Here is a 25107-nt window from a genome sequence, read left to right as displayed (position 1 = left end):
GCCGGATGCCGGCGTCGCGGCGATGCCTACTTGTTGCCGGCCGTCTCCGACAGCCGCTTCATCGTCGCGATGCGCGCGCCGATCAGGTCGACGCGCCCGTCCTCGCCGACGAGCGGCGCCGTCGCATCGCGGAACATGACCCATGCGCGTTGCGCGCGCACGAGCGTCGCGGCCGAATGCGCGGGCATCTTGCGACGCAGCTTCTGGTAATAGCGGTTCAGATCGAACAGCGCATGCTCGCACGCGGCATCCTGCACGCACGGCCGCACGCGGCCGATCGCCGGATCGCGCGGCACGTTCACAGGCTTCGCGCCGGCTGCCGCGGCGGCGCCCGGCGCCGCGCTCACGCCGCCCTGCGCACCGCTCGTCGCGGCCACCGGCACGGCGGCGGGCGGCGGCGCATAGCGGTCGGCCGCCGCGCGCAGCGCGAGCGCGCGATCGCGCACCGGCTGCAGCTGCATGTCGGCGCTCGACATCGCGTATGCGGTGCCGCGCGTCGTGTCGTACACGGCCTTCAGCAGCTGAATTTCATCCTTGCGCCACGTGACCCAGTGGCGCTGGCTGTCCTGCCAGCCGCGCTTCACGTCGGCCGGCGCATCGTCCGACAGGCGCTGGTACGCGCGGTCCATCACCGTCTGCCACTGCTGCTGCGCCTCGCCCATGCACTGGATCTGGCCGGCCGTCGACGACCGGTCGCGCCGCGCGAGACACTGCCGCATTGCGACGTCGATCGGGTCGGCCGCCGCCACTTCCGCCTGCGCGACATTCAACCCCGCCGGCCCTGCCGACCACGCGGCCCAGACGACGAGCGCGGCCAGCGCCGCACGCATCGTCCGGATTCGTCCCTGCGCCGCCATCAGTCGCGCACGCAGTCGACGAAGTACTCGACGCGACCGTTCATTTCTTCCGCGACGAGGCCGTGGATGTCGGTATGGAACCCCGGGAAGCGTTCGTTGAAGTCGCGCGCGAACCGCAGGTAGTTCACGATCGTCTTGTTGAAGCGCTCGCCCGGGATCAGCAGCGGAATGCCCGGCGGGTACGGCGTCAGCAGGATGCTCGTCACGCGGCCTTCGAGCTCGTCGAGCGGCACGCGGTCGATCTTGCGGTGCGCGAGCTTCGCGAACGCGTCCGACGGCTTCAGCGCCGGCTCCATGTCCGACAGGTACATCTCCGTCGTCAGGCGCGCGATGTCGTTCGCACGGTACACGTCGTGGATCTGCGTGCACAGGTCGCGCAGGCCGACGCGCTCGTAGCGCGGATGCTGCGCGACGAATTCCGGCAGCACGCGCCACAGCGGCTGGTTGTTGTCGTAGTCGTCCTTGAACTGCTGCAGCTCGGTCACCATCGAGTTCCAGCGGCCCTTCGTGATGCCGATCGTGAACATGATGAAGAACGAGTACAGGCCGGTCTTCTCGACGATGATCCCGTGCTCGGCCAGGTACTTCGTGACGATCGCGGCCGGAATGCCCGTCTCGCCGAACTCGCCGTCGACGTCGAGCCCCGGCGTGATGATCGTCGCCTTGATCGGGTCGAGCATGTTGAAGCCTTCCGCCAGCGGGCCGAAGCCGTGCCAGTGGTCGTTCGGCTTCAGCATCCAGTCCTCGCGCGAACCGATGCCTTCTTCCGACAGGTCGTCCGGGCCCCACACGCTGAAGAACCAGTCGTCGCCGTATTCGGCGTCGACCTTGCGCATCGCGCGGCGGAAGTCGATCGCCTCGGCGATCGATTCCTCGACGAGCGCGGTGCCGCCCGGCGGCTCCATCATCGCGGCCGCGACGTCGCACGACGCGATGATCGCGTACTGCGGGCTCGTCGACGTGTGCATCAGGTACGCCTCGTTGAAGCGGTGCTTGTCGAACGTGCGGTTCTCGGAATCCTGCACGACGATCTGCGACGCCTGCGAGATGCCCGCGAGCAGCTTGTGCGTCGAGTGCGTCGCGAACACGAGCGCGCCCGTGCGCGGACGGCCGTCGCCGATCGCGTGCATGTCGCGGTAGAAGTCGTGGAACGTCGCGTGCGGCAGCCACGCTTCGTCGAAGTGCAGCGTGTCGAGCAGGTCGCCGAGCAGATCCTTGATCATCTCGACGTTGTAGACGACGCCGTCGTACGTGCTCTGCGTGATCGTCAGGATGCGCGGCTTGAGGTCGGGGTTCTCGCGCAGCGCTTCGCGTGCGAACGGGTTCGCCTCGATCTTCTTGCGAATGTTCTCCGGCTTGAATTCGTCGCGCGGAATCGGCCCGATGATGCCGAAGTGGTTGCGCGTCGGCGTGAGGAACACCGGAATCGCGCCCGTCATCGTGATCGCGTGCAGGATCGACTTGTGGCAGTTGCGGTCGACCAGCACGATGTCGCCCGGCGCGACCGTCGCGTGCCAGACGATCTTGTTCGACGTCGACGTGCCGTTGGTCACGAAGAACAGGTGATCCGCGCTGAAGATGCGCGCCGCGTTGCGCTCGGACGCCGCGACCGGGCCCGTGTGGTCGAGCAGCTGGCCGAGTTCGTCGACTGCATTGCAGACGTCCGCGCGCAGCATGTTCTCGCCGAAGAACTGGTGGAACATCTGGCCGAGCGGGTTCTTCAGGAACGCGACGCCGCCCGAGTGGCCCGGGCAGTGCCACGAGTACGAGCCTTCGTCCGCGTACTTGACCAGCTCCTTGAAGAACGGCGGCGCGAGCGAGTCGAGATAGACCTTCGCCTCGCGGATGATGTGGCGCGCGACGAACTCCGGCGTGTCCTCGAACATGTGGATGAAGCCGTGCAGCTCGCGCAGGATGTCGTTCGGCAGATGGCGCGACGTGCGCGTCTCGCCATACAGGAAGATCGGAATGTCCGCGTTGCGGCGGCGCACTTCGGTGACGAACGCGCGCAGCTCGATGATCGCGGTCGCCAGCTCGGGCAGTTCGCCGTCCGAGCCCGTTTCGCCGAGCATGAGTTCGTCGTCGTCGATCGACAGGATGAAGCACGACGCGCGGCTCGACTGCTGCGCGAACGACGTCAGATCGCCGTAGCTCGTGAGGCCGAGGACTTCGACGCCCTCCTTCTCGATCGCTTCGGCCAACGCCCGGATGCCGGAGCCCGAGATGTTCTCGGAGCGGAAATCTTCGTCGATGATGACGACGGGAAAACGAAACTTCATGGGCGATTCTCCAAAAAGAACGACCGCGGCGCGTCACGCGCAGCGGTCACCCGGAAACCGGTGAGACGATATGCAACCAGATCAGGTTTTCGGCAGCGTGACACCACGCTGACCCTGATACTTGCCGCCGCGATCGGCGTACGACACGTCGCACACCTCGTCGCTTTCGAAGAACAGCACCTGCGCGACGCCTTCGTTCGCGTAGATCTTCGCCGGCAGCGGCGTGGTATTCGAGAATTCCAGCGTGACGTAGCCTTCCCACTCGGGTTCGAACGGCGTCACGTTGACGATGATCCCGCAGCGCGCGTACGTCGACTTGCCGAGGCAGACCGTCAGCACGGTGCGCGGGATGCGGAAATATTCGACGGTGCGGGCCAGCGCGAACGAGTTCGGCGGGATGATGCACACGTCGCCCTTGAAATCGACAAACGAGCCCTCGTCGAAGTTCTTCGGATCGACGATCGTCGAATTGATGTTGGTGAAGATCTTGAATTCGTCCGCGCAGCGGATGTCGTAGCCGTAGCTCGACGTGCCGTAGCTGACGATCCGGCGGCCATCCTCGGACGCGCGAACCTGATCGGGCACGAACGGCTCGATCATCTTGTGTTCTTCGGCCATGCGCCGAATCCACTTGTCGGCCTTGATGCTCATGCGAGCCTCCGCCGGGCTGTCCCAAAGAGGCTGACCGCCCCGTCGGAGGGCAGCGAACAAAGTGAGCGTTGGGGTCGTTTCATATCGGGGCGCCTGGAAACGCTGCGTGACAGTCGGTGACGGCCGTACCCGCGAGGCGGCGGCCGGGAAAGGCGCACATTTTACGCGATCATCGGCTCGCGCACGCGGCGGCCGTCAACGGATCACGCCGCACGCGAGCGCGGCGCCCGCGCCATGCTGCGAAAAGATCGGATCGCTCGGGTCGCGGTGCACCAGCGCCGCGCGGTTCATCGCGGAGCGCACGCCATCGAGGGCCAGATCGGGCGCGACGATAAAACCGGCCGCGACACCGTTCGCGTCCGCATGGATATTGCCGAGATCGCCGGCGACCCGCGCGCCCGCGCGCAGCCGCTCGGCGGCCGGCGCGAACACCGGGCCGGCGCTCGAGCCGTCGCCCGCGTTGCAGTCGCCGCGCTCGTGCACCTGCAGCGCGTGATCGCTGTTCGGCGGCAGGCCGACCAGGTTGTACGTGACCTGGACGCCGTCCGGGCGTTCGACGAACGTCACCGCGCCGCGCGCCTGCGAGCCGACCGTCGGCTGCAACTGCGCGTCGGCGCGTTTTTCGTGCGACGAGGAAAAGGAGGTACAGCCGGCCAGCAGGCCCAGCGCGGCGGCGGCCAGCAGCGCGCGCCGCGCGCGGCCGGCGCGCACGCCGTGATGTCGTTGGTTCATTCGATCCTCATGCCGGCTGGCGGCTGTTGATGCGGCCGCCGTGCCGGGTGGGTAAAGGGACCCGGGAAAAGTCGCCATGATACCGCGCCTCGCGGCGCCGTAAACAGCGTGAGCCCCCGCCCCGCAAGGGTTTTACGTATTTTGAACAACGATCGACGGGAACTTCGACGTCATGTCGCGCGCGCGCTCGGCGATCGCCAGCGCGACGCCGCGCGCGATATCGCGGTAGCGCCGCGCCAGCGCGCCGTCCGGCTCGGCCGCAACCGTCGGCGTGCCGCTGTCGGCGCGCTCGCGGATCGCGATGTCGAGCGGCAGGCTGCCGAGCACGTTCACGCCGTATTCCTGCGCCATCCGCTCGGCGCCGCCCGCGCCGAAGATGTGCTCCTCGTGGCCGCAGTTCGAGCAGATGTGGATGCTCATGTTCTCGACGATGCCGAGGATCGGAATGCCGACCTTCTCGAACATCTTGAGGCCCTTCTTCGCGTCGAGCAGCGCGATGTCCTGCGGCGTCGTCACGATCACGGCGCCCGTCACCGGCACGCGCTGCGCGAGCGTGAGCTGGATGTCGCCGGTGCCCGGTGGCATGTCGACGATCAGGTAGTCGAGCTCGCGCCAGTTGGTCTGGCGCAGCAGTTGCTCGAGCGCCGACGTCGCCATCGGGCCGCGCCACACCATCGGATTGTCTTCCTCGATCAGGAAGCCGATCGAGTTCGCCTGCAGCCCGTGGCCGATGGGCGGGTTCATCGACTGGTTGTCCGGCGACTCGGGGCGCTGGCCGTGAATGCCGAGCATCGTCGGCAGCGACGGCCCGTAGATGTCGGCGTCGAGGATGCCGACCGATGCGCCTTCCGCGGCGAGCGCGAGCGCGAGGTTGACGGCCGTCGTGCTCTTGCCGACGCCGCCCTTGCCCGACGCGACCGCGACGATGTTCTTCACATTCGGCAGCAGTTTCACGCCACGCTGCACCGTGTGCGCGACGATCTCCTGCGACACGGCGACACGGGCGTCGCGCACGCCCGGCACGGCCTTCAGCGCAGCGGCGATGCGCGCGCGCACGTCATCGTGCTGGCTGCGCGCGGGATAGCCGAGCACCACGTCGACCGCCACGGCGTCGCCGTCGATCGCGACGTTGCGCACGCCCTTGTGTGCCGCGTACGGACGGTCGGTATTGGGGTCGACGACCGCCGCCAGCGCGGCGTCGACTTGTGCCCGGTCAATGCTCATCGAAACTCCGTGAAAACGTTTTTCTCCCGCGCAAACGTCAAAAAATATCAAATTACGCTGCGAAAATCGGGAAAAGTGAAAGAATCTGTTGCACGCCATTGCGCGAACGCGCGCGGCGGCGCAATCTTCGCGTGCGGCATGCTATGGGGCCAAATCGGCCGCCAACCGCCTATATTGTAGAGGCTGACGCATCACCTGTCCGGAACAGCCACGCTGGCGAACAGGGCATGCAGCCGCCTCGGCGGCTGCCGCGAGCCCGGGCCCGCCCGCCTTTGTCGGGCGCCCGTGGTGGGAGCCGTCACTGTTGTTTGTCGTCGTTGTCGACTCGTTCAACCAAGAAAGAGAGGAATCCAAGATGAACATGAAAATCGCGACCCGCTTGTCCGTCTTCGCATTGGCCGGCGCATTGCTGGCAGGCTGCGCCACGCAGCAAGGCAATAACGCGGCCGTCGGCACCGGCACCGGTGCGGCGCTGGGCGCGGGCATCGGCGCGCTGGCCGGTGGCGGCAAGGGCGCGGCGATCGGCGCAGGCGTCGGCGCACTGGTCGGCGGCGTGACCGGCTACAACTGGCAGGCGATCAAGAACAAGCTCGCACCGTCGGCAGCGCAGACCGGCACGCAAGTGACCGAGCAGCCGGACGGCTCGCTGAAGCTGAACGTGCCGAGCTCGGTGACGTTCGCGACGAACCAGTACGCGATCACGCCGGCCTTCACGCCGCTGCTGAACGACCTGGCGACGACGCTGAACCAGAACCCGCAACTGACGGGATCGGTCATCGGCTACACGGACAGCACGGGTTCGGCACAGCTGAACCAGACGCTGTCGCAGAACCGTGCGCAGAGCGTCGTGAACGCGCTGGCGCAGCGCGGCGTCGCGGGCGGCCGTCTGTCGGCCCAGGGCATGGGCCCGTCGAACCCGATCGCGGACAACGCGACCGAAGCCGGCCGTGCGCAAAACCGCCGCGTCGAGATCTACCTGCGCGCGCCGCAGCAGCATCAGTAAGCATCGCCACGAGAGGGACGGGGCCGCGCGCCACGCGCACAGCCCCGCCGCACAAGGCTTCCAGCAGGATCCGTAACAAATCGAAAAAAATTTCGAACTTCCGTCGCGGCCTGCGGTCTGTCTTTACGGTACGCGGCTGGCGCTGCCGGCCCGTCACCATTCTCCTCTTGTCGTTGTTGCTCCGGGGCCGTATCCGCCCCGGTTTTTTTTGCCCGAAAATCGTGTGCTGCGCCGCAGCATTTCACTGCCGGGCACGCGTCCCCCGCCCGCTCGCCCGTCGCGGCGCCCCCTGTCGAACACCCGCCCCGGCTGACCGGCGCGCGCCCCTGCTAGAATCGCAGTTTCCGTCGTTTTCGCCGTTCTTCTACAGACCCTATGTCCGCATCCGACCTGACTTCCGTGCAGGCTACGGCGCCGCAAGGCCGCCGCCAGATCCTCGTTACGTCCGCACTGCCCTATGCCAACGGCCAGATCCACATCGGCCACCTGGTCGAGTACATCCAGACCGACATCTGGGTGCGGACGCTGCGAATGCACGGCCACGAGGTCTACTACATCGGCGCCGACGACACGCACGGCACGCCGGTCATGCTGCGCGCCGAGAAGGAAGGCCTCACGCCGAAGCAGCTGATCGACCGCGTGTGGACCGAGCACAAGCGCGACTTCGACAGCTTCGGCGTGTCGTTCGACAACTTCTACTCGACCGACTCGGACGAGAACCGCGTGCTGAGCGAGAGCATTTATCTCGCGCTGAAGGAAAACGGCCTGATCGCCGAGCGCGCGATCGAGCAGGCGTACGACCCGGTCAAGGAAATGTTCCTGCCGGACCGCTTCATCAAGGGCGAGTGCCCGAAGTGCCACGCGAAGGACCAGTACGGCGACAACTGCGAAGTATGCGGCTCGACCTACCTGCCGACCGAACTGCTGAACCCGTATTCGGTGGTGTCGGGTGCGACGCCGGTGCGCAAGACGTCGACGCACTACTTCTTCCGCCTGTCCGACCCGCGCTGCGAGTCGTTCCTGCGCGAATGGGTCAGCGGCCTCGCGCAGCCCGAAGCCACCAACAAGATGCGCGAATGGCTCGGCGACGCCGGTGAAGCCAAGCTCGCCGACTGGGACATCTCGCGCGACGCGCCGTACTTCGGCTTCGAGATCCCGGGCGCGCCCGGCAAGTACTTCTACGTGTGGCTCGACGCGCCGGTCGGTTACTACGCGAGCTTCAAGAACCTGTGCGACCGCGAGGGCATCGACTTCGACGCGTGGATCCGCGCGGGTTCGACGGCCGAGCAGTATCACTTCATCGGCAAGGACATCCTGTATTTCCACACGCTGTTCTGGCCGGCGATGCTCGAGTTCTCGGGCCATCGCACGCCGACCAACGTGTTCGCGCACGGCTTCCTGACGGTCGACGGCGCGAAGATGTCGAAGTCGCGCGGCACCTTCATCACCGCGCAGAGCTACATCGACACCGGCCTGAACCCCGAATGGCTGCGCTACTACTTCGCCGCGAAGCTGAACGCGACGATGGAAGACATTGACCTGAACCTCGACGACTTCCAGGCGCGCGTGAACAGCGACCTCGTCGGCAAGTACGTGAACATCGCGAGCCGCGCGGCCGGCTTCCTGATCAAGCGTTTCGACGGCCGCGTGCAGGACAGCGCGATGAACCATCCGCTCGTCGCGAAGCTGCGCGATGCGATTGCATCGATCGCCGCGCACTACGAAGGACGCGAATACAGCCGCGCGCTGCGCCAGACGATGGAACTCGCGGATGAAGTGAACGCGTACGTCGACGGTGCGAAGCCGTGGGAACTCGCGAAGGATCCGGCCAACGCGGTCGCGCTGCACGAAACCTGCAGCGTGAGCCTCGAGGCGTTCCGCCTGCTGTCGCTCGCGCTGAAGCCGGTGATGCCGCGCGTGGCCGAAGCGGTCGAGGCGTTCTTCGGCGTCGCGCCGCTCGCGTGGGCCGATGCCGCGAAGCCGCTGTCGTCGGCGCAGCCGATCAAGGCGTACCAGCACCTGATGACGCGTGTCGATCCGAAGCAGATCGACGCGCTGCTCGCCGCGAACCGCGATTCGCTGCAGGCCGACGCGGCGGGCGCCGCTGCCGCGGGCGCGACCGCCGCCAACGCCGCCAACGCCGCGAAGGATGCGAAGGACGCCAAGGCGAACGCGAAGGCGGTTGCCGCGAACGGTGCCGACGACGCTCCGATCTCGATCGACGATTTCGCGAAGGTCGACCTGCGCATCGCGAAGATCGTCGCGTGCCAGGCCGTCGAAGGCTCGGACAAGCTGCTGCAGCTCACGCTCGACATCGGCGAGGAAAAGACCCGCAACGTGTTCTCGGGCATCAAGTCGGCTTACCAGCCCGAGCAGCTCGTCGGCAAGCTGACGGTGATGGTCGCGAACCTCGCGCCGCGCAAGATGAAGTTCGGGCTGTCCGAAGGGATGGTGCTCGCCGCGTCGGCGGCCGACGAGAAGGCCGAACCGGGCCTCTACATCCTCGAGCCGCACAGCGGCGCGAAGCCCGGCATGCGCGTGAAGTAAGCAGCACACGCCGCTGGCTGAGCAAGGAAGCCTCGCACGAGATGTGCGGGGCTTTTTTTATGGCGCGGCCGGACTGCGCCCCTTGATCACCGCTGGCTGAACCAGCGATCGAAGCGCCGCGTGTAGTTCAGGTCGACGCCCTGGAACGTGCCGCCATACGCGGACACCGACCAGAAGCGCGTCAGGTTGATGGTCGCCTTGAACGCGTTGCTCGCCGATTGCAGCCCCTGCTCGTAACCGAGCACGAAGCGCTCGTTGATCGCCTTCGAGATCTGCACGACCTGCGCATCGGTCAGGCCGACATCGCTGCGGCCGATCGAGAATTCGTCGAGACCGATGCTCTGCGCGACCCGCTTGCCGGTCGCGCTGCCGAGCAGCGCAAGCGCGGCGGTCATCGCGTTCTGCTGGCCGACGTTGTTGCCCTGGTCGGTGCCGTGACCGAACAGCAGCCACGACAGCTTCTCGTTGTCGGTGACGTTCGGCTCGGACACGAGCTTGACCGTCGGCGACTGGATCGTGCCGATGACCTGCACGCCGGCCTCGACCTCCTGGTTGCGCCGCATCGCGAGGATGTTGATGCCCGGATTCGACACCGGGCCGTTGAACGTGAAGAAACCGTTCTCGACCGCGAGCTTCCGGCCGAACGACGTATAGGTCGACCCCTCCGTCACGCGCACGTTGCCGACCGCGCGCAGCGGCACGCCCGGCGCGCTCATCACGGTGATCGTGCCGCGCAGCCCGAGGTCCGCGCCGTGGCCCCGGAAGCGGAAGTTGTTGCCGAGGCCGATGTCGATGTTGGCGCGCGGCGCGAGCGACGGCGCCGGCTTTTCGTCGACCTTCTGCGGCTTCGCGACCGCGGTGCCCGTCTGCACGTCGCCGCGCACCGTGCCGTCCGGGCGCACGATCACGACGTCGTCGGACAGATGCGGCGCGCCGTCCTCCGGCAAGTCGAACAGCGCGCGGTCGACGACGAACTTGCCGTTGATCGCCAGCGCGCCGCGCGGCCCGTCGTTCGCGACGGTCGCCTTGCCCGACAGCGACAGCTTGCGGTCGGGCGCGGCGAACAGCTCGAGCTTGTCCGCGACGATGCTCGCGGTCAGATCGGGCGCCGCGCCGTCGAGACGCACGCGGCCGATCGCGCGCAGCGTGCCGTCGCCGCCGTGGAACTCGACCTGCTGGAATTCGACGAGGTTCTCCGCGAGCTTCACGCGCACGATGCCGTCCTTCAGCTGCACGCCCTGGTCGACCAGCGTCGCGGACAGGTCGTCGCCCGTGAGGCTCCCCGACACGTTCGGCTTCACCGGCGTGCCCGCGACCGTCAGGTGCAGCGCCGCGCGCCCGCCGAGCAGGTAGCTCGGCCCGAACAGGTTGCCGGTCGCCTTCAGCGACGGGATGTCAGCGTCGATGCGGCCCGACAGCGGACCATCGTCGACGACGCCGAACACGCCGTCGCGCAGCGCGAACGGGACGGTGACGTTCGCGGCGAGCGTGCCGATCCGGTTCGCCTTCGCGAGCGCCACCACGTTGAGCCGGTTGCCGGGTGCGAAGGTCGCGCGCGCGGACAGGTCGGTCAGCCCGAGCGACGCGATGCCGCGGCCGCTCTCGATCGTCACGTCGCCGCCGCGCCGTTTCATCTGCACGTGGCCGCTCGCATTCGCGCCGAGCGAGAAGTCCCAGTCGGCATCGAGCACGACGTCGGTACGCACCGGCGGCCGCTGGCCCGTCAGCGCCTGGCGGACTTCGAAGAAACGCGCGACCGATGCATCGCGCACGGAGCCTGCCGAGCGCATCTGGCCGCGATCGAACACGAACGACTTCAGGTCGATCGACGCGCCTTCGAGCGTGAGCCGCGTCGCGCCAAGCGTCACGCGGCCGGCACCGGCCGATATGGTGAGCGGCGCCTGCAGCGCGAGCGCCGGCGTGCCGCGGTTCGCGAGGCGCGTGACGGTGCCGTCCCAGCGCATCCCGTCGCGGTTCTCGACCACGCCGCCGTTCGCCGCGAGCGTCAGGTTGATCACGCGGCCGTCGGCAATCCCCATCGCCGACGCATCGAGCGTGTGCTTCGCGCGCGTGCCGTCGAGGTTCGCGCGCAGCGATTTCAATTGCAGCGAGCCGAGCGCGAGGTCGGTCGCATCAGCCGTGAACACGAGCGCGCCGTGCGCGCCGTCGCGGATGTCGGCGCGGCCCTGCGCGGCGCCGATCCGGTTCGAGCCGACCACGACGTGCTGGGCCTTGTAGGTGCCCATCACGTTCGGATGCGCGAAGCTTCCGGTCAGCTCGCCCTGCGCCTGCACGAGCCCCTGCATGCCGAAGCCGAGCCGGTCGAGCTGCGGCGCATCGACGACGAAGCGCAGCCGGTCGCCCGGGGCGCCGAAGCTGCCGCGCAGGTCGACGTGGTTGCCCGCGATCGACAGGGTCGCGTTGCTCGGCAGGATCCGCGCGCCGGCCAGCTGCACCACGCCGGCGCCGGTCAGCGGCACGCCGTCGTACAGGCTGTCGCCGAGCTTGAAGGTCGCCTTCGTCGACACCTGCGGCGCAAACGCGCCGGAGGCCGTCAGCGTGCCCGAGACGCGCGTCTCGCCGTGCTTGACCGGCGCCTTGGTTGTCGCTTTGGCCGCGTTCGCCGGCTTTGCAGCCGTTTTTGCACCCGGCTTGCCGCCAGCCGCACTCGGCGCATTCATCGCGGCGAGCAGCAGCGGATCGAACGCCGTCAGCGTCGCCTTCGCGTCGTAGCTCGAATGCGCGTCGTGGCGGAACACGCCCGTCAGGTCGATCCGGCCCTTGCCAGCCGTCACGCGCGCATCGGTCAGCACCGTCTGCTGCGCCGTCAGCGCGACCTTCGCACGCGCGCCGAGCGCCAGCTTCGGATCGTTCAGGTTGAAGTCGACGGTCGTCACGTCGCCCGCGAGCGTCACGCCGAGCGGGCCGCCGAGGCGCATCGGCCGCAATTGCGCGATGAATGCATTGAGGTCGAGATTCGCGACCTGCAGGTCGAAGCGGCCCTTGCCGCCCGTCAGCGTGCCGCCGCCGGTCACGCTGCCGTCGCGGATCAGCTTCAGCGCGAGGCCGTCGATCCGCTGCGCATGCGCGTCGAGATTCACGGTCGCATGTGCGTCGACGACCGGCAGCAGATGCTCGCCGAGCAGGCCGGGCTTCGCGTTGACGATCGATACGGGGCCCGTGACCGCGAAGCCCTTCGCCGGTGCGGCGCCGGCCGGCGCGGTCACGGGCGCCAGCTCAGCGCGCACCGCGAGATCGGCGGCCGGCGCGCCCGGCGAAATCGCCTGCGGGTTCACGTGCTCGAACGCGATCGACGCCCGTGTGAGCGGCACCGCGCCGAACGGCGCGGCCTCGACGTGCGCGCGCCCGTGCAGCTTCATCCCGCTCGCGGCGACGTCGGCAACTAGTGCCTCGAGCGAACCCGATACGTTCGCGCTCGCGTTGACCGCTTCGTCGGCGAGCTTGCCCACGTAGGTCGCGTTGCCCGTCAGCGCGAACGGCTTCACGCCGTCGAGCTTCGCGCGCGCGGTGAGCGCGCCGTACGGCGTGTCGACGCCGTCGAGCGCGAGTTCATGGTGACGGCCGTCGCTGCGGCCGTTCAGCGCGAGATGGTCGAGCTGCGTCGTCGAGGTGCCTTCGTGGATCGCCAGGTGATCGACGCGCAGGTCGTCGATCCGCACCTGCAGCGGCAGGCTCAGATCCTGCGGTGTCGTGGCCGGTTTCGACGGCCCCGGCACGATCCGCACGTCGATCGTGCCCGCGCGCAGGTACGCGACCGACAGCCGCCACGGCACGCGGGTCAGCGCCCAGCGGCCCTCGAGCCGGTCGATCCGCACTTCGGTGCCGGCGCCGCCGGGGCTCGTCCACGCGAAGCCGCGCAGCCGCACGCCGGTCGCGAGCGCGCCGCCGTCCAGCGTGCCCGTCAGCCGAGCGCCCAGCACGCGCACGGCCGTCTGCCAGGCGAGCCGCGTGCCGCGCTCGGTCGTCGCCGCGGCCAGCACGAGCCCAACCGCCAGCACGACGAGCAGCACGACCGTCGCGAGCGTCCACGCGACGACCCGGACCGCCCGCCCGCGGCGCGGTGCGCGCGGCGGCGCGTCGGGCGCGCGCTCGGGCGAATCCGGATCGTGAGGCGGCGGCGTGTCGTTCGGGTCCTTCGTCATGCGGTTCGTCGTGGATCGGGCAATAAGGTCAGAAAGCGATGCCGAGCGTCAGGTACGGGCGCACGCTGTGGTTGCGCAGCCCGTACGCGACGTCGACGTTGATCGGGCCGACCGGGCTGCGCCAGCGCGCGCCGACGCCGACACCCGGGTAGAACACCTTCTCGCCCCACGCATCGGTCGCGGTGCCGATGTCGAAGAACGTCGCGGCGCCCCAGTCGCGGTTGAACCAGTGCTGGTATTCGGCGGTGCCCGTCATCAGGTACTTGGTCGGCAGCACGGAGCCGGCGACGCTGTTGCCGATGCTCTGGTAGCCGTAGCCACGCACCGAGTTCGAGCCGCCCGCGCGGAACAGCAGCGACGCCGGCACGCCGGTCGAGCTGCCGCTCGTGAACACGCCGCCGAGCTCCGCGCGGAACACGAACAGGTCGCGCTTGCCGATCGGCACGTACTGCTGGCCGCGCGCGTAACCGCGGATGAAGGTCTGGTCGGTCAGCACGCCCTTGATCGCGAAGCCGGCCTCCGCATGGATCAGGTTGCCCGAGCGCGGGAACAGCGGATCGTCGACGTTGCGGCGCGTCCACGACCACTGCGGCACCAGCGCGCGGCTCGTGGTCGGGCCCGCGCCGTTCTGGTCGAGCCGGTCCTGGTAGTACATCAGCGAGTACGCGTAGTCGATGAACTGGCCGGTGCGCGTGCGCTGCGCACCGATCCGCGCACTGTAGATGCGCGTGTCCGACACGTTGGTGTTCGTGTACGACGCGAGCACGCTGTTGGTCCACCCTTTCTCGCCGGGCGGCATCGACAGCTGCACCTGGCCGTACTGCTGGATCTGGTCGACCCGGCCCGACACGGTGAACGGCCACGCGGCGCCGAACGTGTCGAGGTACGTGTACGAGCCCTGCACGTGCGGGCCCGTGTCGGTCGCATAGCCGACGCCGCCGCGAATGTTGTTGTACGGGAACTCGCTGACCTTCACGTGCACGGGCGTGAGCGCGGGCTTCGACGTATCGTCGCCGACGTCGATCGCGACGCTCGCGTAGTACGGCGTGTTCTGCAGTTGCCGCTGCAGCTCGGTGATCCGCCGCGCGTCGTAGATCTCGCCTTCGGACAGCGGGTTCACGTTCGTGACGATCTTCTCCGGATAGCGGCGCACGCCGTCGACATCAACCTTGCCAATCGTAAATGTCGGGCCGCTGTCGAACGCGACGGCCAGCGTCGCGCGCTGCGTGCGCGGATCGATGCGCGCCTCCGACGACGTGATCTTCGCGCCCAGGTAGCGGCGCGACTGCAATTGCTTGAGCGCCTCGCCCTTTGCGGTGTCCCAGCCGGACTGCGTGAACGGATCGCCGGGCTTCAGCGAGAACGCGAAGCGGGTCGCGGTCTCCTGCTTCGGATCCTCGGTGTCGACGGGCCCCTTGAACGTCAGGTCGACCGTCGACACGACGGTCTGCGGCCCCGGATCGACGGCGACGCGCACGTCGCGCTTGCCGTCGCGCGTGCGCACGTCGGTGCGCACGACCGGCGAAAAATAGCCGGCCGTCGCGGCCAGGTCGCGAACCTGCTGCGGCGTGGCGGTCACGAGGAAGTCGAACTGGTCGTCGCTGATGTCGTCGCGCTTCGCGAAGCGCGCAATATCGAGATGGGCCTTCAGGAGCTTGCGGATCGAGCGCGGCGCGTCGATGTCGACGTCGTACTTCGCGTAGGCCGGCAATACGACGCACGCGGCGAGACAGCCCACGACGGCGGCCCGGGCCGCAGCCCCGACGCCGCGCCGCGCGCGATCACCCGCGTGCCGGGCCGCGCGCGGTTCGCGCGGCGCCGCCTCATGCGCCGGATATGCTTGCTGGTTCGCCTGACCCGCCAAATATGACCTCGCCCTCGGTTGTCATGGTTTCGTGGAAAGCCCCGTATTTGACCACAGGGCGGCATCCGTGCCCGCGCCGGCGCCGCTTTGACGCTTGCGCGCAACGACGCGCGTGACCGGCCGGTCACGCGTGGGCAGTCACGCCGCACGCGCCGGCCAGCGGATTCGACGCGCGATTGCCGCCGGCTGTTCCCCGCGATGCGGTAAAATCCCGCCATCGAGAATCCGGCGCATCGTGCGCCCCCCGAAACGGAAAGCCAAGCCATGCCGTATCAGTCCGACGTCACGCAATTCCTGAATCAGCTCAAGCAACAGAAGCCGACGCTCGAAGCCGAGCAACGCAAGGGCCGCTCCCTGCTGTGGGACAAGCAGCCGATCGACCTCGACGAGCGCGCCGAGCAGCAGGAATCGCGCGTGAAGCAAACGTCCTACGTCTACTACCAGAACTTCTAAGCACGTGAGCGCCGCCGACGAGGCCAGCGCCGCCCGGCAGGACGACGCGATCGCCGCGCCCGCGGGCGCCGATTCGACGCCCGACACGGTCGACGGCGTCGCGGCGTTCGCACGCCTGTACGGCGAGCCGCTCTTCAAGCTGCCGCAGGATCTCTACATCCCGCCCGATGCGCTCGAGATCTTCCTCGAGACGTTCGAAGGCCCGCTCGACCTGCTGCTGTACCTGATCCGCAAGCAGAACTTCAACGTGCTCGACATCCCGATGGCGCAAGTCACCGCGCAATATCTCGGTTATGTCGACCAGATCCGCACGTCGAACCTCGAGCTGGCCGCCGAATACCTGCTGATGGCCGCGATGCTGATCGAAATCAAGTCGCGGATGCTGCTGCCGGTCAAGAAGGCCGACACCGGCGAGGAAGCCGAGGATCCGCGCGCGGAGCTCGTGCGCCGCCTGCTCGAGTACGAGCAGATGAAACTTGCCGCGCAGCGCCTCGACCAGCTGCCGCAGCTCGGCCGCGACTTCCTGCGCGCCGAGGTCTACATCGAGCAGAGCACCACGCCGCGCTTCCCGGACGTCGATTCGAACGACCTGCGCGCCGCGTGGGCCGACGTGCTCAAGCGCGCGAAGCTCGTCCAGCACCACAAGATCTCCCGCGAGGAGCTGTCGGTGCGCGAACACATGAGCCTGATCCTGCGCCGGCTGCAGAATGCGCGCTTCATGGAGTTCGCCGACCTGTTCGACACGTCGCGCGGCGTGCCGGTCGTCGTCGTGAACTTCATCGCGATGCTCGAGCTCGCGCGCGAATCGCTGCTCGAGATCACGCAGGCCGAACCGTTCGCGCCGATCTACGTGCGCCTCGCCTACCTGCCCGCATAACGCGGGCCGCCGCGCCCGGGTCGTCCGCGCGCACCGCCACATCCTTGCACGCACCGCATTGCGCCGCCGGGCCCGCCCGCGCGGCCGGCCCGCGGCACGCCCGATTAAAAAGTGAACGACCGTACTTTTTTCGATGCGCCCGGCGGCCAAATCCTCTACAATCCGCCGACGCCCGATGCGCCGCCCGCGCGCCGGCGTTCTCCGCTTCGACCCCGACGCCGCTGTTGCGGCGCCAACGCGCGCATGCGCGAGGAACCCGCTACCCGATCATGAAAGTCATCAGCTCGATCCAGGAACTGCGCGACCAGTTGCGCGGCCAGAACCGCACGGCGTTCGTGCCGACGATGGGCAACCTGCACGAAGGTCACCTGTCGCTGATGCGCCTCGCGCGCCAGCACGGCGACCCGGTCGTGGCGAGCATCTTCGTCAACCGGCTGCAGTTCGGCCCGAACGAGGATTTCGACAAATATCCGCGCACGCTGCAGGACGACATCGAGAAGCTGCAGAAGGAAAACGTCTACGTGCTGTTCGCGCCGACCGAGCGCGACATGTATCCGGAGCCGCAGGAGTACCGCGTGCTGCCGCCGGACGACCTCGGCGGGATCCTCGAGGGCGAGTTCCGCCCCGGCTTCTTCGCCGGCGTGTGCACAGTCGTCACGAAGCTGATGTCCTGCGTGCAGCCGCGCGTCGCCGTGTTCGGCAAGAAGGACTACCAGCAGCTGATGATCGTGCGCCGGATGTGCCAGCAGCTCGCGCTGCCGGTCGACATCATCGCGGCCGAGACCGTGCGCGACGAGGACGGCCTCGCGCTGTCGTCGCGCAACCGCTATCTGACGACCGACGAGCGCAAGGAGGCGCCCGAACTCGCGAAAACACTGCAGCGCGTGCGCGACGGCGTGCTCGGCGGCGAACGCGACCTCGGCAAGCTCGAGCAGACCGCGCGCACGCACCTGGCCGAGCGCGGCTGGGCGCCCGACTACATCTCGATCCGCCGCCGCGCGAACCTGATCGCGCCGAGCGCCGCCGAGCTCGAAGCCGGCGAGCCGCTCGTCGTGCTCGCGGCCGCGAAGCTCGGCGCGACGCGCCTGATCGACAACCTGGAAATCTGACGGGCCGCCCGCCCTCGCCTCTCACGCATCACGGAGATACCATGCAGCGCCACATGCTCAAATCGAAGATCCACCGCGCGGCCGTCACGCACTGCGAGCTGCATTACGAAGGCTCGTGCGCGATCGACGAAGACCTGCTCGAAGCGGCGAACCTCGTCGAAAACGAACGGATCGACATCTGGAACATCAACAACGGCGAGCGCTTCTCGACGTATGCGATCAAGGGCGAGCGCGGCAGCGGGATGATCTCGCTGAACGGCTCGGCCGCGCGCCGCGCCCAACTCGGCGACCTCGTGATCATCGCGGCGTTCGCGATGGTCGACGAAGCCGAGCTGCAGGCCGGCTGGAAGCCGAAGCTGGTGTTCATCGACGAAGGCAACAAGATCAAGGGCCACCGCGATCACGTGCCGACGCAGAACTGGACCTGAGGCAGGCGGAGGTCGGCGTGTCGCGGCACGCTGGCTTGTTGTATCGCGGCGCCCCGCGCGCCGTTGCTGCCGGTATCGTGCAGCCGTAGACGTACGAAGGGCCTGATCCGGCGCGATGCCGGATCAGGCCCTTCTTCATTCGACCGGGTTCGCCGCTTCGCCGCCGCGGGGTTGGGCCGGGTTGGGCCGGGTTGGGCCGGGTTGGGCCGGGTTGGGCCGGGTTGGGCCGGGTTGGGCCGGGTTGGGCCGGGTTGGGCCGGGTTGGCCGGGTTCGCCCGGGTTCGCCCAGCCCGGTCAGGACGCCTTGCCGACCTTCTCCGCTTTCGGCGCGCGGCGCTCGGCCCATTCGACGATCGGCCGCCACTGCTCGAGATCCTTCTCGACGCGGCTCTTCGCGACGTCCCACAGCGTCAGCCCGTGCGCAGCGATCTGCACGTAGTTCTGCGTGTCGCGCACGTAGCCGAGCACCGGCAGCCCGAGCCCTTCGACGAAACGATGCAGCTGGTCGGACGAGCGCGTGCGCGCGTCGACCCGCATCCCGACGATCCCGACCTCCACGCTGCCCTTGCGCACGGCCTTCTCGCCGGCGAGGCGCTCCAGAAACTGCTGGGTCGCGAGGATATCGAACATCGACGGCTGCAGCGGCACGATCACCTTGTCGGCGAGCTGCAGCGCGACGCTGAGCCGGTTGCCGTGCAGGCCGGCCGGCGTGTCGATCACCGCATATTCGAGGCCGCGCGGCGGCTTCGACGGCGCGTCCGGATCGAGCGCCCACGCCTCGATCGCCGGCAGGCCGGCCGGCCGCAGGTCGAGCCACGCATGCGCGGACTGCTGCCGATCGAGATCGGCGAGCGCGACCCATGCGCCCTGCGCCGCGAAATAGCCGGCAAGATTGGTGGACAGCGTGCTTTTCCCCACGCCGCCCTTCGGATTCGCCACCACGATGACCGTCATGAATTCCCCCAAAAAGCCGCGCGGCGCCTGCCGCCTCGCAGGCGCCGCTCGATTGCGGATACAGGGAGCGATGATATCGGCAAACGGGGGGTCACCGGAACGGGTCGCGCCGATGCCCGCCCCGTTTATGCGGCGCGCGTCGCGGTGCGCGGTGCGCCGAGCGCGAACGCGCCGCCGCCCAGCAACGCCTGCACGGCCAGCGTGACGGCCCAGAACGCCGGGTATTCCCAGCCGCCGTGCGGCGACCCGAAGCTCCAGCCGTTCGGCAGATGCGCGGACACCGCGCCGAGCATGAACGGCAGCAGCACGAGCGCGACGACGCGCACGCGGAAGCCCGCCAGCAGCGCAAGGCCGCCAGCCAGTTCGACGAACGTCGTCACGTAGGCGAGCCAGCCCGGCAGGCCGATCGACGCGAAGAACTGCGCGGTGCCGGGCAGCGTGAAGACGAACACCTTCTGCGCGACGTGCGCGAGGTACAGCACGCCGAGTGCGACACGCAGCAGCGTCGCGCCGAGATCGTTGAGGCGATTGGGGTTCATGGCGAATTCCTTCGTAAGTGGCTGAGAATGGCTTGCACTCTATTCGAATCGATTCGGCCGATAAACACACGCCAACGCTTTAATTGATTCCCACTGAGAACGAATTGGACCGTAAAAAAGGGCATGACCGATCATGCCCTGCGTCGTCCTGTCTCGGCTACGCCTGTCAGCCGCCGCTCTTGCCTTGTGCGGCGTCGCCAGAGCCGGTCGGACCGCCGCCCGGTGTGTACGAGTCGCACGCGTGCGCAAGCGCCGACGAGCCCAGCAGCGCCGCGAGCAGCACGCTCAACCACCATCGAGCCTTCATCGTCGCGCTCCTTCGGGCGGACCTCCGCCCACCTGTGAGTTGTACGCGATCCTGCGCAAAATGCCAGGCCGACCGCGCCGCGCGTCAGCGGAATTCGGCGTACAGCGCGCGCAGGTCGAGATGCTCGGCGAACGAATCGGCCAGCCGCTCCAGCGACGCTTCGCGCAGCGCCGGATAGTCGATGCGTTCCGCGCCGTCGAGCCCGGCCCACGCGAGCAGTGCCGCGCACGCGTCAGGCGCGTCGAATAGCCCGTGCACGTAGGTCGCGAGGATCTGCCCGTCGGCCGACACCGCGCCGTCCGTGCGCACGCCGCCCGGTGCGTCGCCCGCCGCCAGTTCCAGTGCGGGCGCCGCGAGCGCGGGCCCGCGCGTGTCGCCCATGTGGATCTCGTAGCCGTGCACGGCGGCCGCGCCGGGCAGTGCGAGATGCCCGGTCACGTTCTTCAGCGTCTTGTCCGGCTGCAGCGTCGTGTCGAAGTCGAGCAGCCCGAGCCCCGGCACGCTGCCCGGCGCGCCCTCGAGGCCCAGCGGATCGTCCAGCGTGCGGCCGAGCATCTGCATCCCGCCGCAGATGCCGATCACCTTGCCGCCATAGCGCAGGTGCCGGCGGATCACCGCGTCCCAGCCCGCATCGCGCAGCCACGCGAGATCGCGCTGCACGCTCTTCGAGCCGGGCAGGATCAGCAGGTCGGCGTCCGGCACCGGGCCGCTCTTCCAGTACGTGAACTCGACCTGCGGATGCGCGCGCAGCGGATCGAAATCGGTGTGGTTGCTGATCCGCGGCAGCGCGGGCACCACCACGCGCAGCACGCCGGCGTCGCCGCGCGCGGCGGCGCTGCGCGCCTGCGACGGCAGCATGTCCTCGGCGTCGAGCAGCAGCCCGTGCAGGTACGGCAGCACGCCGAACACCGGCTTGCCCGTCTGCGCGCGCAGCCAGTCGAGGCCCGGTTCGAGCAGCTTGATGTCGCCGCGAAAGCGGTTGATGACGAAACCGCGCACGCGCGCGCGCTCGCTGTCCGACAGGCACGCGAGCGTGCCGACCAGGTGCGCGAATACGCCGCCGCGATCGATGTCGGCCACGAGCACGACCGGGCAATCCACGCGTTCGGCGAAGCCCATGTTCGCGATGTCGCCTTCGCGCAGGTTGATCTCGGCCGGGCTGCCCGCGCCTTCGACGAGCACCGTGTCGTAGCCGGCGCGCAGCCGCGCGTACGATTCGAGCACCGCGTCGAACGCGACCGGCTTGTAGTCGTGGTACGCACGCGCATCGAGGTTCATGCGCGCCTTGCCGTGAATGATCACCTGCGCGCCGCGATCGCTCGTCGGCTTCAGCAGCACCGGATTGAAATCGGTATGGGGCGCGACGCCCGCGGCGAGCGCCTGCAGCGCCTGCGCGCGGCCGATCTCGCCGCCGTCGGCCGTCACCGCGCTGTTCAGCGCCATGTTCTGCGGCTTGAACGGCGCGACGCGCGCGCCCGCGCGGCGCGCGAGGCGGCACAGGCCCGCGACGAGCGTGCTCTTGCCCGCGTCGGACGTCGTGCCCTGGATCATCAACGTGCCGCGCGGCGGCGCTTCGGGTGCGTTCATCGTGTGCAAGGTCGTGGCGAAGCAAAGGCCGCATTATCGCCCGCGCCGCCGCGCGCGCGCCGTTACAATCACGCGATGATTCCGCACGACCTCACCTTCGTCCTCGGCGGCGCGCGTTCGGGCAAGAGCGCGCACGCCGAGCGTCTCGCCGCCGACAGCGGCCGCTCCGTCACCTATATCGCGACCGCGACGGCGAGCACCGCCGATGCAGAGTTCGAACAACGCATCGCGCATCACCGCGCGCGCCGGCCGGCCGACTGGGGCTTCGCCGACGCGCCCGTCGACCTTCCCGACACGCTCGCGCGGCTCGACGATCCGCGCGCGTGCCTGCTCGTCGACTGCCTGACGCTGTGGCTCACGAACCTGCTGTGCCCGCTCGACGGCGAACCGCTCGACGACGCGCAGTACGCGGCGCAGGTCGAGCGGCTCGAACACGCGTTGCGCAACGCACGCGCGAAGGTGATCGTCGTCAGCAATGAAATCGGGCTCGGCGTCGTGCCGCTCGGGTCGGTCACGCGCCGCTACGTCGACGAGCTCGGGCGCCTGAACCAGCGCATCGCCGCGCTCGCGACCCGCGTGACGCTGTTGGTGGCCGGGCTGCCGCTCGAGCTCAAGGCCGGAGCGCCGTCATGCTGATGCTGTCGCTGCCCGTCGTCGCGATGCTCGCGGTCGCGGCCGCGATCGTCGATCGCATCGTCGGCGAACCGGCCGGCTGGCATCCGCTCGTCGCGTTCGGCCGGCTCGCCGGCCGCATCGAAGCCGCGCTGAACACGGGCCGGCGCGGCCGCGTGATCGGCGTCGCCGCATGGGCCGCGGCGGTGGTGCCGCCGGTGGCCGTGGCCGCGTGGCTCGTGGCCGTGCTGCCCTGGCCGCTCGCGGCCGCGCTGCACGTCGCGCTGCTGTGGTTCGCGCTCGGCGCGAAGAGCCTCGCCGACCACGTCGCACCGATCGCCGCCGCGCTGCTGCGGCACGATCTCGACGCCGCACGCGCGCTGACCGCGCGCATCGTGTCGCGCGACACCAGCGAAGCCGACGAAGGCGCGCTGTCGCGCGCGGCCGTCGAATCGGCGCTCGAGAACGGCAACGACGCGATCTTCGGCGCGCTGTTCTGGTTCGTGGTCGCGGGCGGCCCCGGCGCGCTGCTGTTCCGGCTCGCGAACACGCTCGACGCGATGTGGGGGTACCGCACGCCGCGCTTCCTGACCTTCGGCTGGGCCGCCGCGCGCCTCGACGACGCGCTCAACTGGGTTCCCGCACGCCTCACCGCCGCGAGCTATGCGTTGCTCGGCGACACGGCCGCCGCGTGGCGCTGCTGGCGCACGCAGGCACGCCACTGGGACAGCCCGAACGCGGGCCCCGTGATGGCTGCCGGCGCCGGCAGCCTGAACGTGCAGCTCGGCGGCCCGGCCGTCTATCACGGCGAAATCGAAGACCGTCCCGCGCTCGGCACCGGCGCGCCCGCGACGGCCGTGCACGTCGTCGCCGCGCTGTCGCTCGTCACGCGCACGCTCGCGCTGTGGCTCGCGCTGCTCGTCGCGAGCGGCGCACTCATCCTCGCTACCCATCATGTCTGACGCACGCATCCCGCACGGCGGCAACCTGCACGAAGCCGCGCGCCGCCACGGCATTCCGCACGACGACTGGCTCGACCTGTCGACCGGCATCAATCCGATCGGGTATCCGGTGCCGCCGGTCCCGGCCGACGCCTGGCGCCGGCTGCCCGACGACGGCGATGCGCTCGCCGCGTGCGCGGCCGGCTACTATCACGCGCCCGATGCCGCGCACGTGCTGCCGGTCGCCGGCAGCCAGGCCGCGATCCGCGCGTTGCCCGCGCTGTTGCCCACCGGCGACGCCGGCGTCGCGGCACTCGCGTATGGCGAATACGCGCCTGCCTTCGCGCGCCACGGCCATCGCGTCGTGCCGCTCGACATCGACGCGAACGTGTTGCCTGCAACTGTGCGTCACGTCATCGTCGGGAATCCGAATAATCCGACCGCCGAATGCGTGCCGGTCGAGCGGCTGCTCGGCTGGCATGCGCAGTTGTCGGCACGCGGCGGCACGCTGATCGTCGACGAGGCCTTCGCGGATACGGGCGCTACGCCCTCGCTCGCGCAGTACACCGATCGCCAGGGTCTCGTCGTGCTGCGCTCGGTCGGCAAGTTCTTCGGGCTCGCCGGCATTCGCGCGGGCTTCGTGCTCGCGCATCCCGACCTGATCGTCGCGCTGCGCGACGTGCTCGGCGCATGGACCGTCAGCGGCCCCGCGCGTCATGCAGTGACCGCCGCGTTCGCCGATCGCGCATGGCAGGCGGCCGCGCGCGAACGGCTTGCGACCGACGGCGAACGACTCGCCACGCTGTTGCGCACGCACGGCTTCGCGGTGCACGCGACACCGCTCTTCAGCTGGACCGACGACCCGCGCGCCGCCACGCTGCATGCGGCGCTCGCCGCGCGCGGAATCTGGACGCGGTACTTCGCGCAACCGTCGAGCGTGCGCATCGGCCTGCCGGGCTGCGAAGCCGAATGGCGGCGCGTCGCCGGCGCGCTTGCGGAGTGCGTCCCGATGCTGCAACAGGTATCCGCATGAACGCTCGTCTGTTGGGCCTGTTGCGCCGACTGCCGCCGCTCGCGACGCTGGTCGCGCTCGCGCACGCGCCGGTCGCGCACGCCGACGTCACGGCCCGCGACGATGCCGGCAATACCGTCACGCTGCCCGCCCCGGCGCAGCGCGTGATCAGTCTCGCGCCGCATGCGACCGAACTGGTCTACGCGGCCGGCGGCGGCGCGAAGCTGGTCGGCACGGTCACGTACAGCGACTATCCGCCCGCCGCGCAGGCCGTGCCGCGCGTCGGCGACAACAAGGCGCTCGACCTCGAGCGGATCGCCGCGCTGAAGCCCGACCTGATCGTCGTCTGGCGCCACGGCAATGCGGAACGGCAGACCGATGCGCTGCGGGCACTGCACATCCCGCTGTTCTTCAGTGAACCGAAACATCTCGACGACGTGGCGACGTCCCTGCGCCAGCTCGGTACGCTGCTCGGCACGGCGCCAGTCGCCGACGCGGCCGCGGCATCGTTCTCGCGCGACATCGCGGCGCTGCGCGCACGCTACGCGGCGCGCGCACCCGTCACGATGTTCTTCCAGGTATGGGACCGGCCGCTGACGACGCTCAACGGCGCGCACCTGTTCAACGAAGTCATTGCGCTGTGCGGCGGACGCAACGTGTTTGCGGCGCTGAAGCCGCTCGCGCCGAGCGTCACCGACGAGGCCGTGCTGGCGGCCAATCCGGAAGCGATCGTGACGACGAGCGCCGGCGCGACGCGCTCGGACGCGCCGCTGCCGAGCCTCGCGCGCTGGCGCGCATGGCCCGCGCTGACGGCCGTGGCACGCAACAACCTGTTCGCGATCGACGGCGATCTGCTGACCCGGCCGTCACCGCGAATCGCGCAAGGCGCGGCCGCGCTGTGCGAGGATCTCGACGCGGCGCGGGCGCGGCGGCCGGCGCGCTGATTTCCAAGCTTCGAAGCGCTTGCG

The 25107-nt window shown here is 69.1% G+C and carries 21 protein-coding genes; 10 read left to right on the top strand and 11 right to left on the bottom strand.

The window, feature by feature from the left end:
* Positions 1 to 26 precede the first annotated feature (26 nt).
* From ABIC50_RS21575 to apbC, 5 genes are all read right to left on the bottom strand, one after another.
* Positions 27 to 857 carry a lysozyme inhibitor LprI family protein gene (locus ABIC50_RS21575; protein WP_354166734.1) on the bottom strand — a complete coding sequence of 277 codons (831 nt, stop codon included), beginning with the start codon at positions 855 to 857 and terminating at the stop codon, positions 27 to 29.
* Positions 857 to 3136 (bottom strand): arginine/lysine/ornithine decarboxylase, encoded by a 2280-nt coding sequence (locus ABIC50_RS21570; RefSeq protein ID WP_175703116.1) that lies wholly within the window; start codon positions 3134 to 3136, stop codon positions 857 to 859. Before ABIC50_RS21570 ends, ABIC50_RS21575 begins: the two co-directional genes overlap by 1 nt.
* Positions 3137 to 3217: 81 nt before the next feature.
* On the bottom strand, positions 3218 to 3787 hold the full coding sequence (dcd, locus tag ABIC50_RS21565) for a dCTP deaminase (protein WP_128842756.1): 570 nt from the start codon (positions 3785 to 3787) through the stop codon (positions 3218 to 3220).
* A 195-nt stretch (positions 3788 to 3982) separates the two neighbouring features.
* On the bottom strand, positions 3983 to 4519 hold the full coding sequence (gene sodC / locus ABIC50_RS21560; RefSeq protein ID WP_011657651.1) for a superoxide dismutase [Cu-Zn]: 537 nt from the start codon (positions 4517 to 4519) through the stop codon (positions 3983 to 3985).
* Between the two features lie 132 nt (positions 4520 to 4651).
* On the bottom strand, positions 4652 to 5743 hold the full coding sequence (gene apbC, locus ABIC50_RS21555; RefSeq protein WP_354166731.1) for an iron-sulfur cluster carrier protein ApbC: 1092 nt from the start codon (positions 5741 to 5743) through the stop codon (positions 4652 to 4654).
* Positions 5744 to 6098: 355 nt separating this feature from the next.
* Between apbC and ABIC50_RS21550 the strand changes: the two genes are divergently transcribed.
* Positions 6099 to 6746 (top strand): YiaD family glycine zipper/OmpA-like lipoprotein, encoded by a 648-nt coding sequence (locus tag ABIC50_RS21550; RefSeq protein ID WP_012364456.1) that lies wholly within the window; start codon positions 6099 to 6101, stop codon positions 6744 to 6746.
* A gap of 375 nt (positions 6747 to 7121) precedes the next feature.
* Positions 7122 to 9293 (top strand): methionine--tRNA ligase, encoded by a 2172-nt coding sequence (gene metG, locus ABIC50_RS21545; protein ID WP_354166729.1) that lies wholly within the window; start codon positions 7122 to 7124, stop codon positions 9291 to 9293.
* A gap of 86 nt (positions 9294 to 9379) precedes the next feature.
* Here the strand turns inward: metG and ABIC50_RS21540 are convergent, their stop codons facing one another.
* A complete protein-coding gene (locus tag ABIC50_RS21540; RefSeq protein WP_354166727.1) occupies positions 9380 to 13456 on the bottom strand; it encodes a translocation/assembly module TamB domain-containing protein in 4077 nt (1358 codons plus the stop codon).
* A gap of 28 nt (positions 13457 to 13484) precedes the next feature.
* Positions 13485 to 15320, bottom strand: coding sequence for an autotransporter assembly complex protein TamA (locus tag ABIC50_RS21535; protein ID WP_354166724.1), 1836 nt, complete (start codon positions 15318 to 15320; stop codon positions 13485 to 13487).
* Between the two features lie 264 nt (positions 15321 to 15584).
* On the opposite strand from ABIC50_RS21535, the gene ABIC50_RS21530 reads away from it, so the two are divergent.
* From ABIC50_RS21530 to panD, 4 genes are all read left to right on the top strand, one after another.
* On the top strand, positions 15585 to 15773 hold the full coding sequence (locus tag ABIC50_RS21530; RefSeq protein WP_006761252.1) for a DUF3460 family protein: 189 nt from the start codon (positions 15585 to 15587) through the stop codon (positions 15771 to 15773).
* A 4-nt stretch (positions 15774 to 15777) separates the two neighbouring features.
* On the top strand, positions 15778 to 16650 hold the full coding sequence (locus ABIC50_RS21525) for a segregation and condensation protein A (protein ID WP_011657657.1): 873 nt from the start codon (positions 15778 to 15780) through the stop codon (positions 16648 to 16650).
* 269 nt (positions 16651 to 16919) lie between these two features.
* Positions 16920 to 17759 carry a pantoate--beta-alanine ligase gene (gene panC / locus ABIC50_RS21520; protein ID WP_012364461.1) on the top strand — a complete coding sequence of 280 codons (840 nt, stop codon included), beginning with the start codon at positions 16920 to 16922 and terminating at the stop codon, positions 17757 to 17759.
* Positions 17760 to 17800: 41 nt separating this feature from the next.
* The gene (panD, locus tag ABIC50_RS21515) at positions 17801 to 18187 is read left to right on the top strand and encodes an aspartate 1-decarboxylase (RefSeq protein ID WP_006754524.1); all 387 of its coding nucleotides are present in this window, start codon (positions 17801 to 17803) and stop codon (positions 18185 to 18187) included.
* A gap of 294 nt (positions 18188 to 18481) precedes the next feature.
* Here the strand turns inward: panD and ABIC50_RS21510 are convergent, their stop codons facing one another.
* The 4 genes from ABIC50_RS21510 to ABIC50_RS21495 form a co-directional block, all read right to left on the bottom strand.
* Complete coding sequence (locus tag ABIC50_RS21510; RefSeq protein WP_012364463.1) at positions 18482 to 19141, bottom strand: ParA family protein; 660 nt, start codon at positions 19139 to 19141, stop codon at positions 18482 to 18484.
* 125 nt (positions 19142 to 19266) lie between these two features.
* The gene (locus ABIC50_RS21505; protein ID WP_354166722.1) at positions 19267 to 19680 is read right to left on the bottom strand and encodes a DoxX family protein; all 414 of its coding nucleotides are present in this window, start codon (positions 19678 to 19680) and stop codon (positions 19267 to 19269) included.
* Between the two features lie 166 nt (positions 19681 to 19846).
* Positions 19847 to 19987 carry a hypothetical protein gene (locus ABIC50_RS21500; protein ID WP_354166720.1) on the bottom strand — a complete coding sequence of 47 codons (141 nt, stop codon included), beginning with the start codon at positions 19985 to 19987 and terminating at the stop codon, positions 19847 to 19849.
* Between the two features lie 84 nt (positions 19988 to 20071).
* The gene (locus ABIC50_RS21495; protein WP_354166718.1) at positions 20072 to 21574 is read right to left on the bottom strand and encodes a cobyric acid synthase; all 1503 of its coding nucleotides are present in this window, start codon (positions 21572 to 21574) and stop codon (positions 20072 to 20074) included.
* A gap of 75 nt (positions 21575 to 21649) precedes the next feature.
* Between ABIC50_RS21495 and cobU the strand changes: the two genes are divergently transcribed.
* Genes cobU through ABIC50_RS21475 form a run of 4 tightly spaced genes read left to right on the top strand, consistent with a single transcriptional unit; the run spans position 21650 to position 25083 of the window.
* Entirely contained in the window at positions 21650 to 22210 is a 561-nt protein-coding gene (gene cobU, locus ABIC50_RS21490) for a bifunctional adenosylcobinamide kinase/adenosylcobinamide-phosphate guanylyltransferase (protein ID WP_354166715.1), read from the top strand.
* Positions 22204 to 23148: an adenosylcobinamide-phosphate synthase CbiB gene (gene cbiB, locus ABIC50_RS21485; RefSeq protein WP_354166713.1), complete on the top strand. Its 945-nt coding sequence runs from the start codon at positions 22204 to 22206 to the stop codon at positions 23146 to 23148. Before cobU ends, cbiB begins: the two co-directional genes overlap by 7 nt.
* The gene (gene cobD, locus ABIC50_RS21480) at positions 23141 to 24160 is read left to right on the top strand and encodes a threonine-phosphate decarboxylase CobD (protein ID WP_354166711.1); all 1020 of its coding nucleotides are present in this window, start codon (positions 23141 to 23143) and stop codon (positions 24158 to 24160) included. Before cbiB ends, cobD begins: the two co-directional genes overlap by 8 nt.
* Entirely contained in the window at positions 24157 to 25083 is a 927-nt protein-coding gene (locus ABIC50_RS21475; protein WP_354166708.1) for a cobalamin-binding protein, read from the top strand. The genes cobD and ABIC50_RS21475 overlap by 4 nt, the downstream gene beginning before the upstream one ends.
* Positions 25084 to 25107 lie beyond the last annotated feature (24 nt).

Source organism: Burkholderia sp. 567, from assembly GCF_040545115.1.
Taxonomy (GTDB): Bacteria; Pseudomonadota; Gammaproteobacteria; order Burkholderiales; family Burkholderiaceae; genus Burkholderia; species Burkholderia ambifaria.
This window is presented reverse-complemented; position numbering and strand designations above follow the sequence as displayed.

Coding starts and splice junctions, on each gene's coding strand:
- panC (WP_012364461.1), top strand. CDS start 16,920: ATGAAAGTCATCAGCTCGATCCAGGAACTGCGCGACCAGTTGCGCGGC.
- ABIC50_RS21475 (WP_354166708.1), top strand. CDS start 24,157: ATGAACGCTCGTCTGTTGGGCCTGTTGCGCCGACTGCCGCCGCTCGCG.
- cobU (WP_354166715.1), top strand. CDS start 21,650: ATGATTCCGCACGACCTCACCTTCGTCCTCGGCGGCGCGCGTTCGGGC.
- dcd (WP_128842756.1), bottom strand. CDS start 3,787: ATGAGCATCAAGGCCGACAAGTGGATTCGGCGCATGGCCGAAGAACAC.
- panD (WP_006754524.1), top strand. CDS start 17,801: ATGCAGCGCCACATGCTCAAATCGAAGATCCACCGCGCGGCCGTCACG.
- sodC (WP_011657651.1), bottom strand. CDS start 4,519: ATGAACCAACGACATCACGGCGTGCGCGCCGGCCGCGCGCGGCGCGCG.
- ABIC50_RS21505 (WP_354166722.1), bottom strand. CDS start 19,680: ATGAACCCCAATCGCCTCAACGATCTCGGCGCGACGCTGCTGCGTGTC.
- ABIC50_RS21550 (WP_012364456.1), top strand. CDS start 6,099: ATGAACATGAAAATCGCGACCCGCTTGTCCGTCTTCGCATTGGCCGGC.
- ABIC50_RS21575 (WP_354166734.1), bottom strand. CDS start 857: ATGGCGGCGCAGGGACGAATCCGGACGATGCGTGCGGCGCTGGCCGCG.
- apbC (WP_354166731.1), bottom strand. CDS start 5,743: ATGAGCATTGACCGGGCACAAGTCGACGCCGCGCTGGCGGCGGTCGTC.
- ABIC50_RS21510 (WP_012364463.1), bottom strand. CDS start 19,141: ATGACGGTCATCGTGGTGGCGAATCCGAAGGGCGGCGTGGGGAAAAGC.
- cbiB (WP_354166713.1), top strand. CDS start 22,204: ATGCTGATGCTGTCGCTGCCCGTCGTCGCGATGCTCGCGGTCGCGGCC.
- metG (WP_354166729.1), top strand. CDS start 7,122: ATGTCCGCATCCGACCTGACTTCCGTGCAGGCTACGGCGCCGCAAGGC.
- ABIC50_RS21530 (WP_006761252.1), top strand. CDS start 15,585: ATGCCGTATCAGTCCGACGTCACGCAATTCCTGAATCAGCTCAAGCAA.
- ABIC50_RS21500 (WP_354166720.1), bottom strand. CDS start 19,987: ATGAAGGCTCGATGGTGGTTGAGCGTGCTGCTCGCGGCGCTGCTGGGC.
- ABIC50_RS21495 (WP_354166718.1), bottom strand. CDS start 21,574: ATGAACGCACCCGAAGCGCCGCCGCGCGGCACGTTGATGATCCAGGGC.
- ABIC50_RS21570 (WP_175703116.1), bottom strand. CDS start 3,136: ATGAAGTTTCGTTTTCCCGTCGTCATCATCGACGAAGATTTCCGCTCC.
- cobD (WP_354166711.1), top strand. CDS start 23,141: ATGTCTGACGCACGCATCCCGCACGGCGGCAACCTGCACGAAGCCGCG.
- ABIC50_RS21540 (WP_354166727.1), bottom strand. CDS start 13,456: ATGACGAAGGACCCGAACGACACGCCGCCGCCTCACGATCCGGATTCG.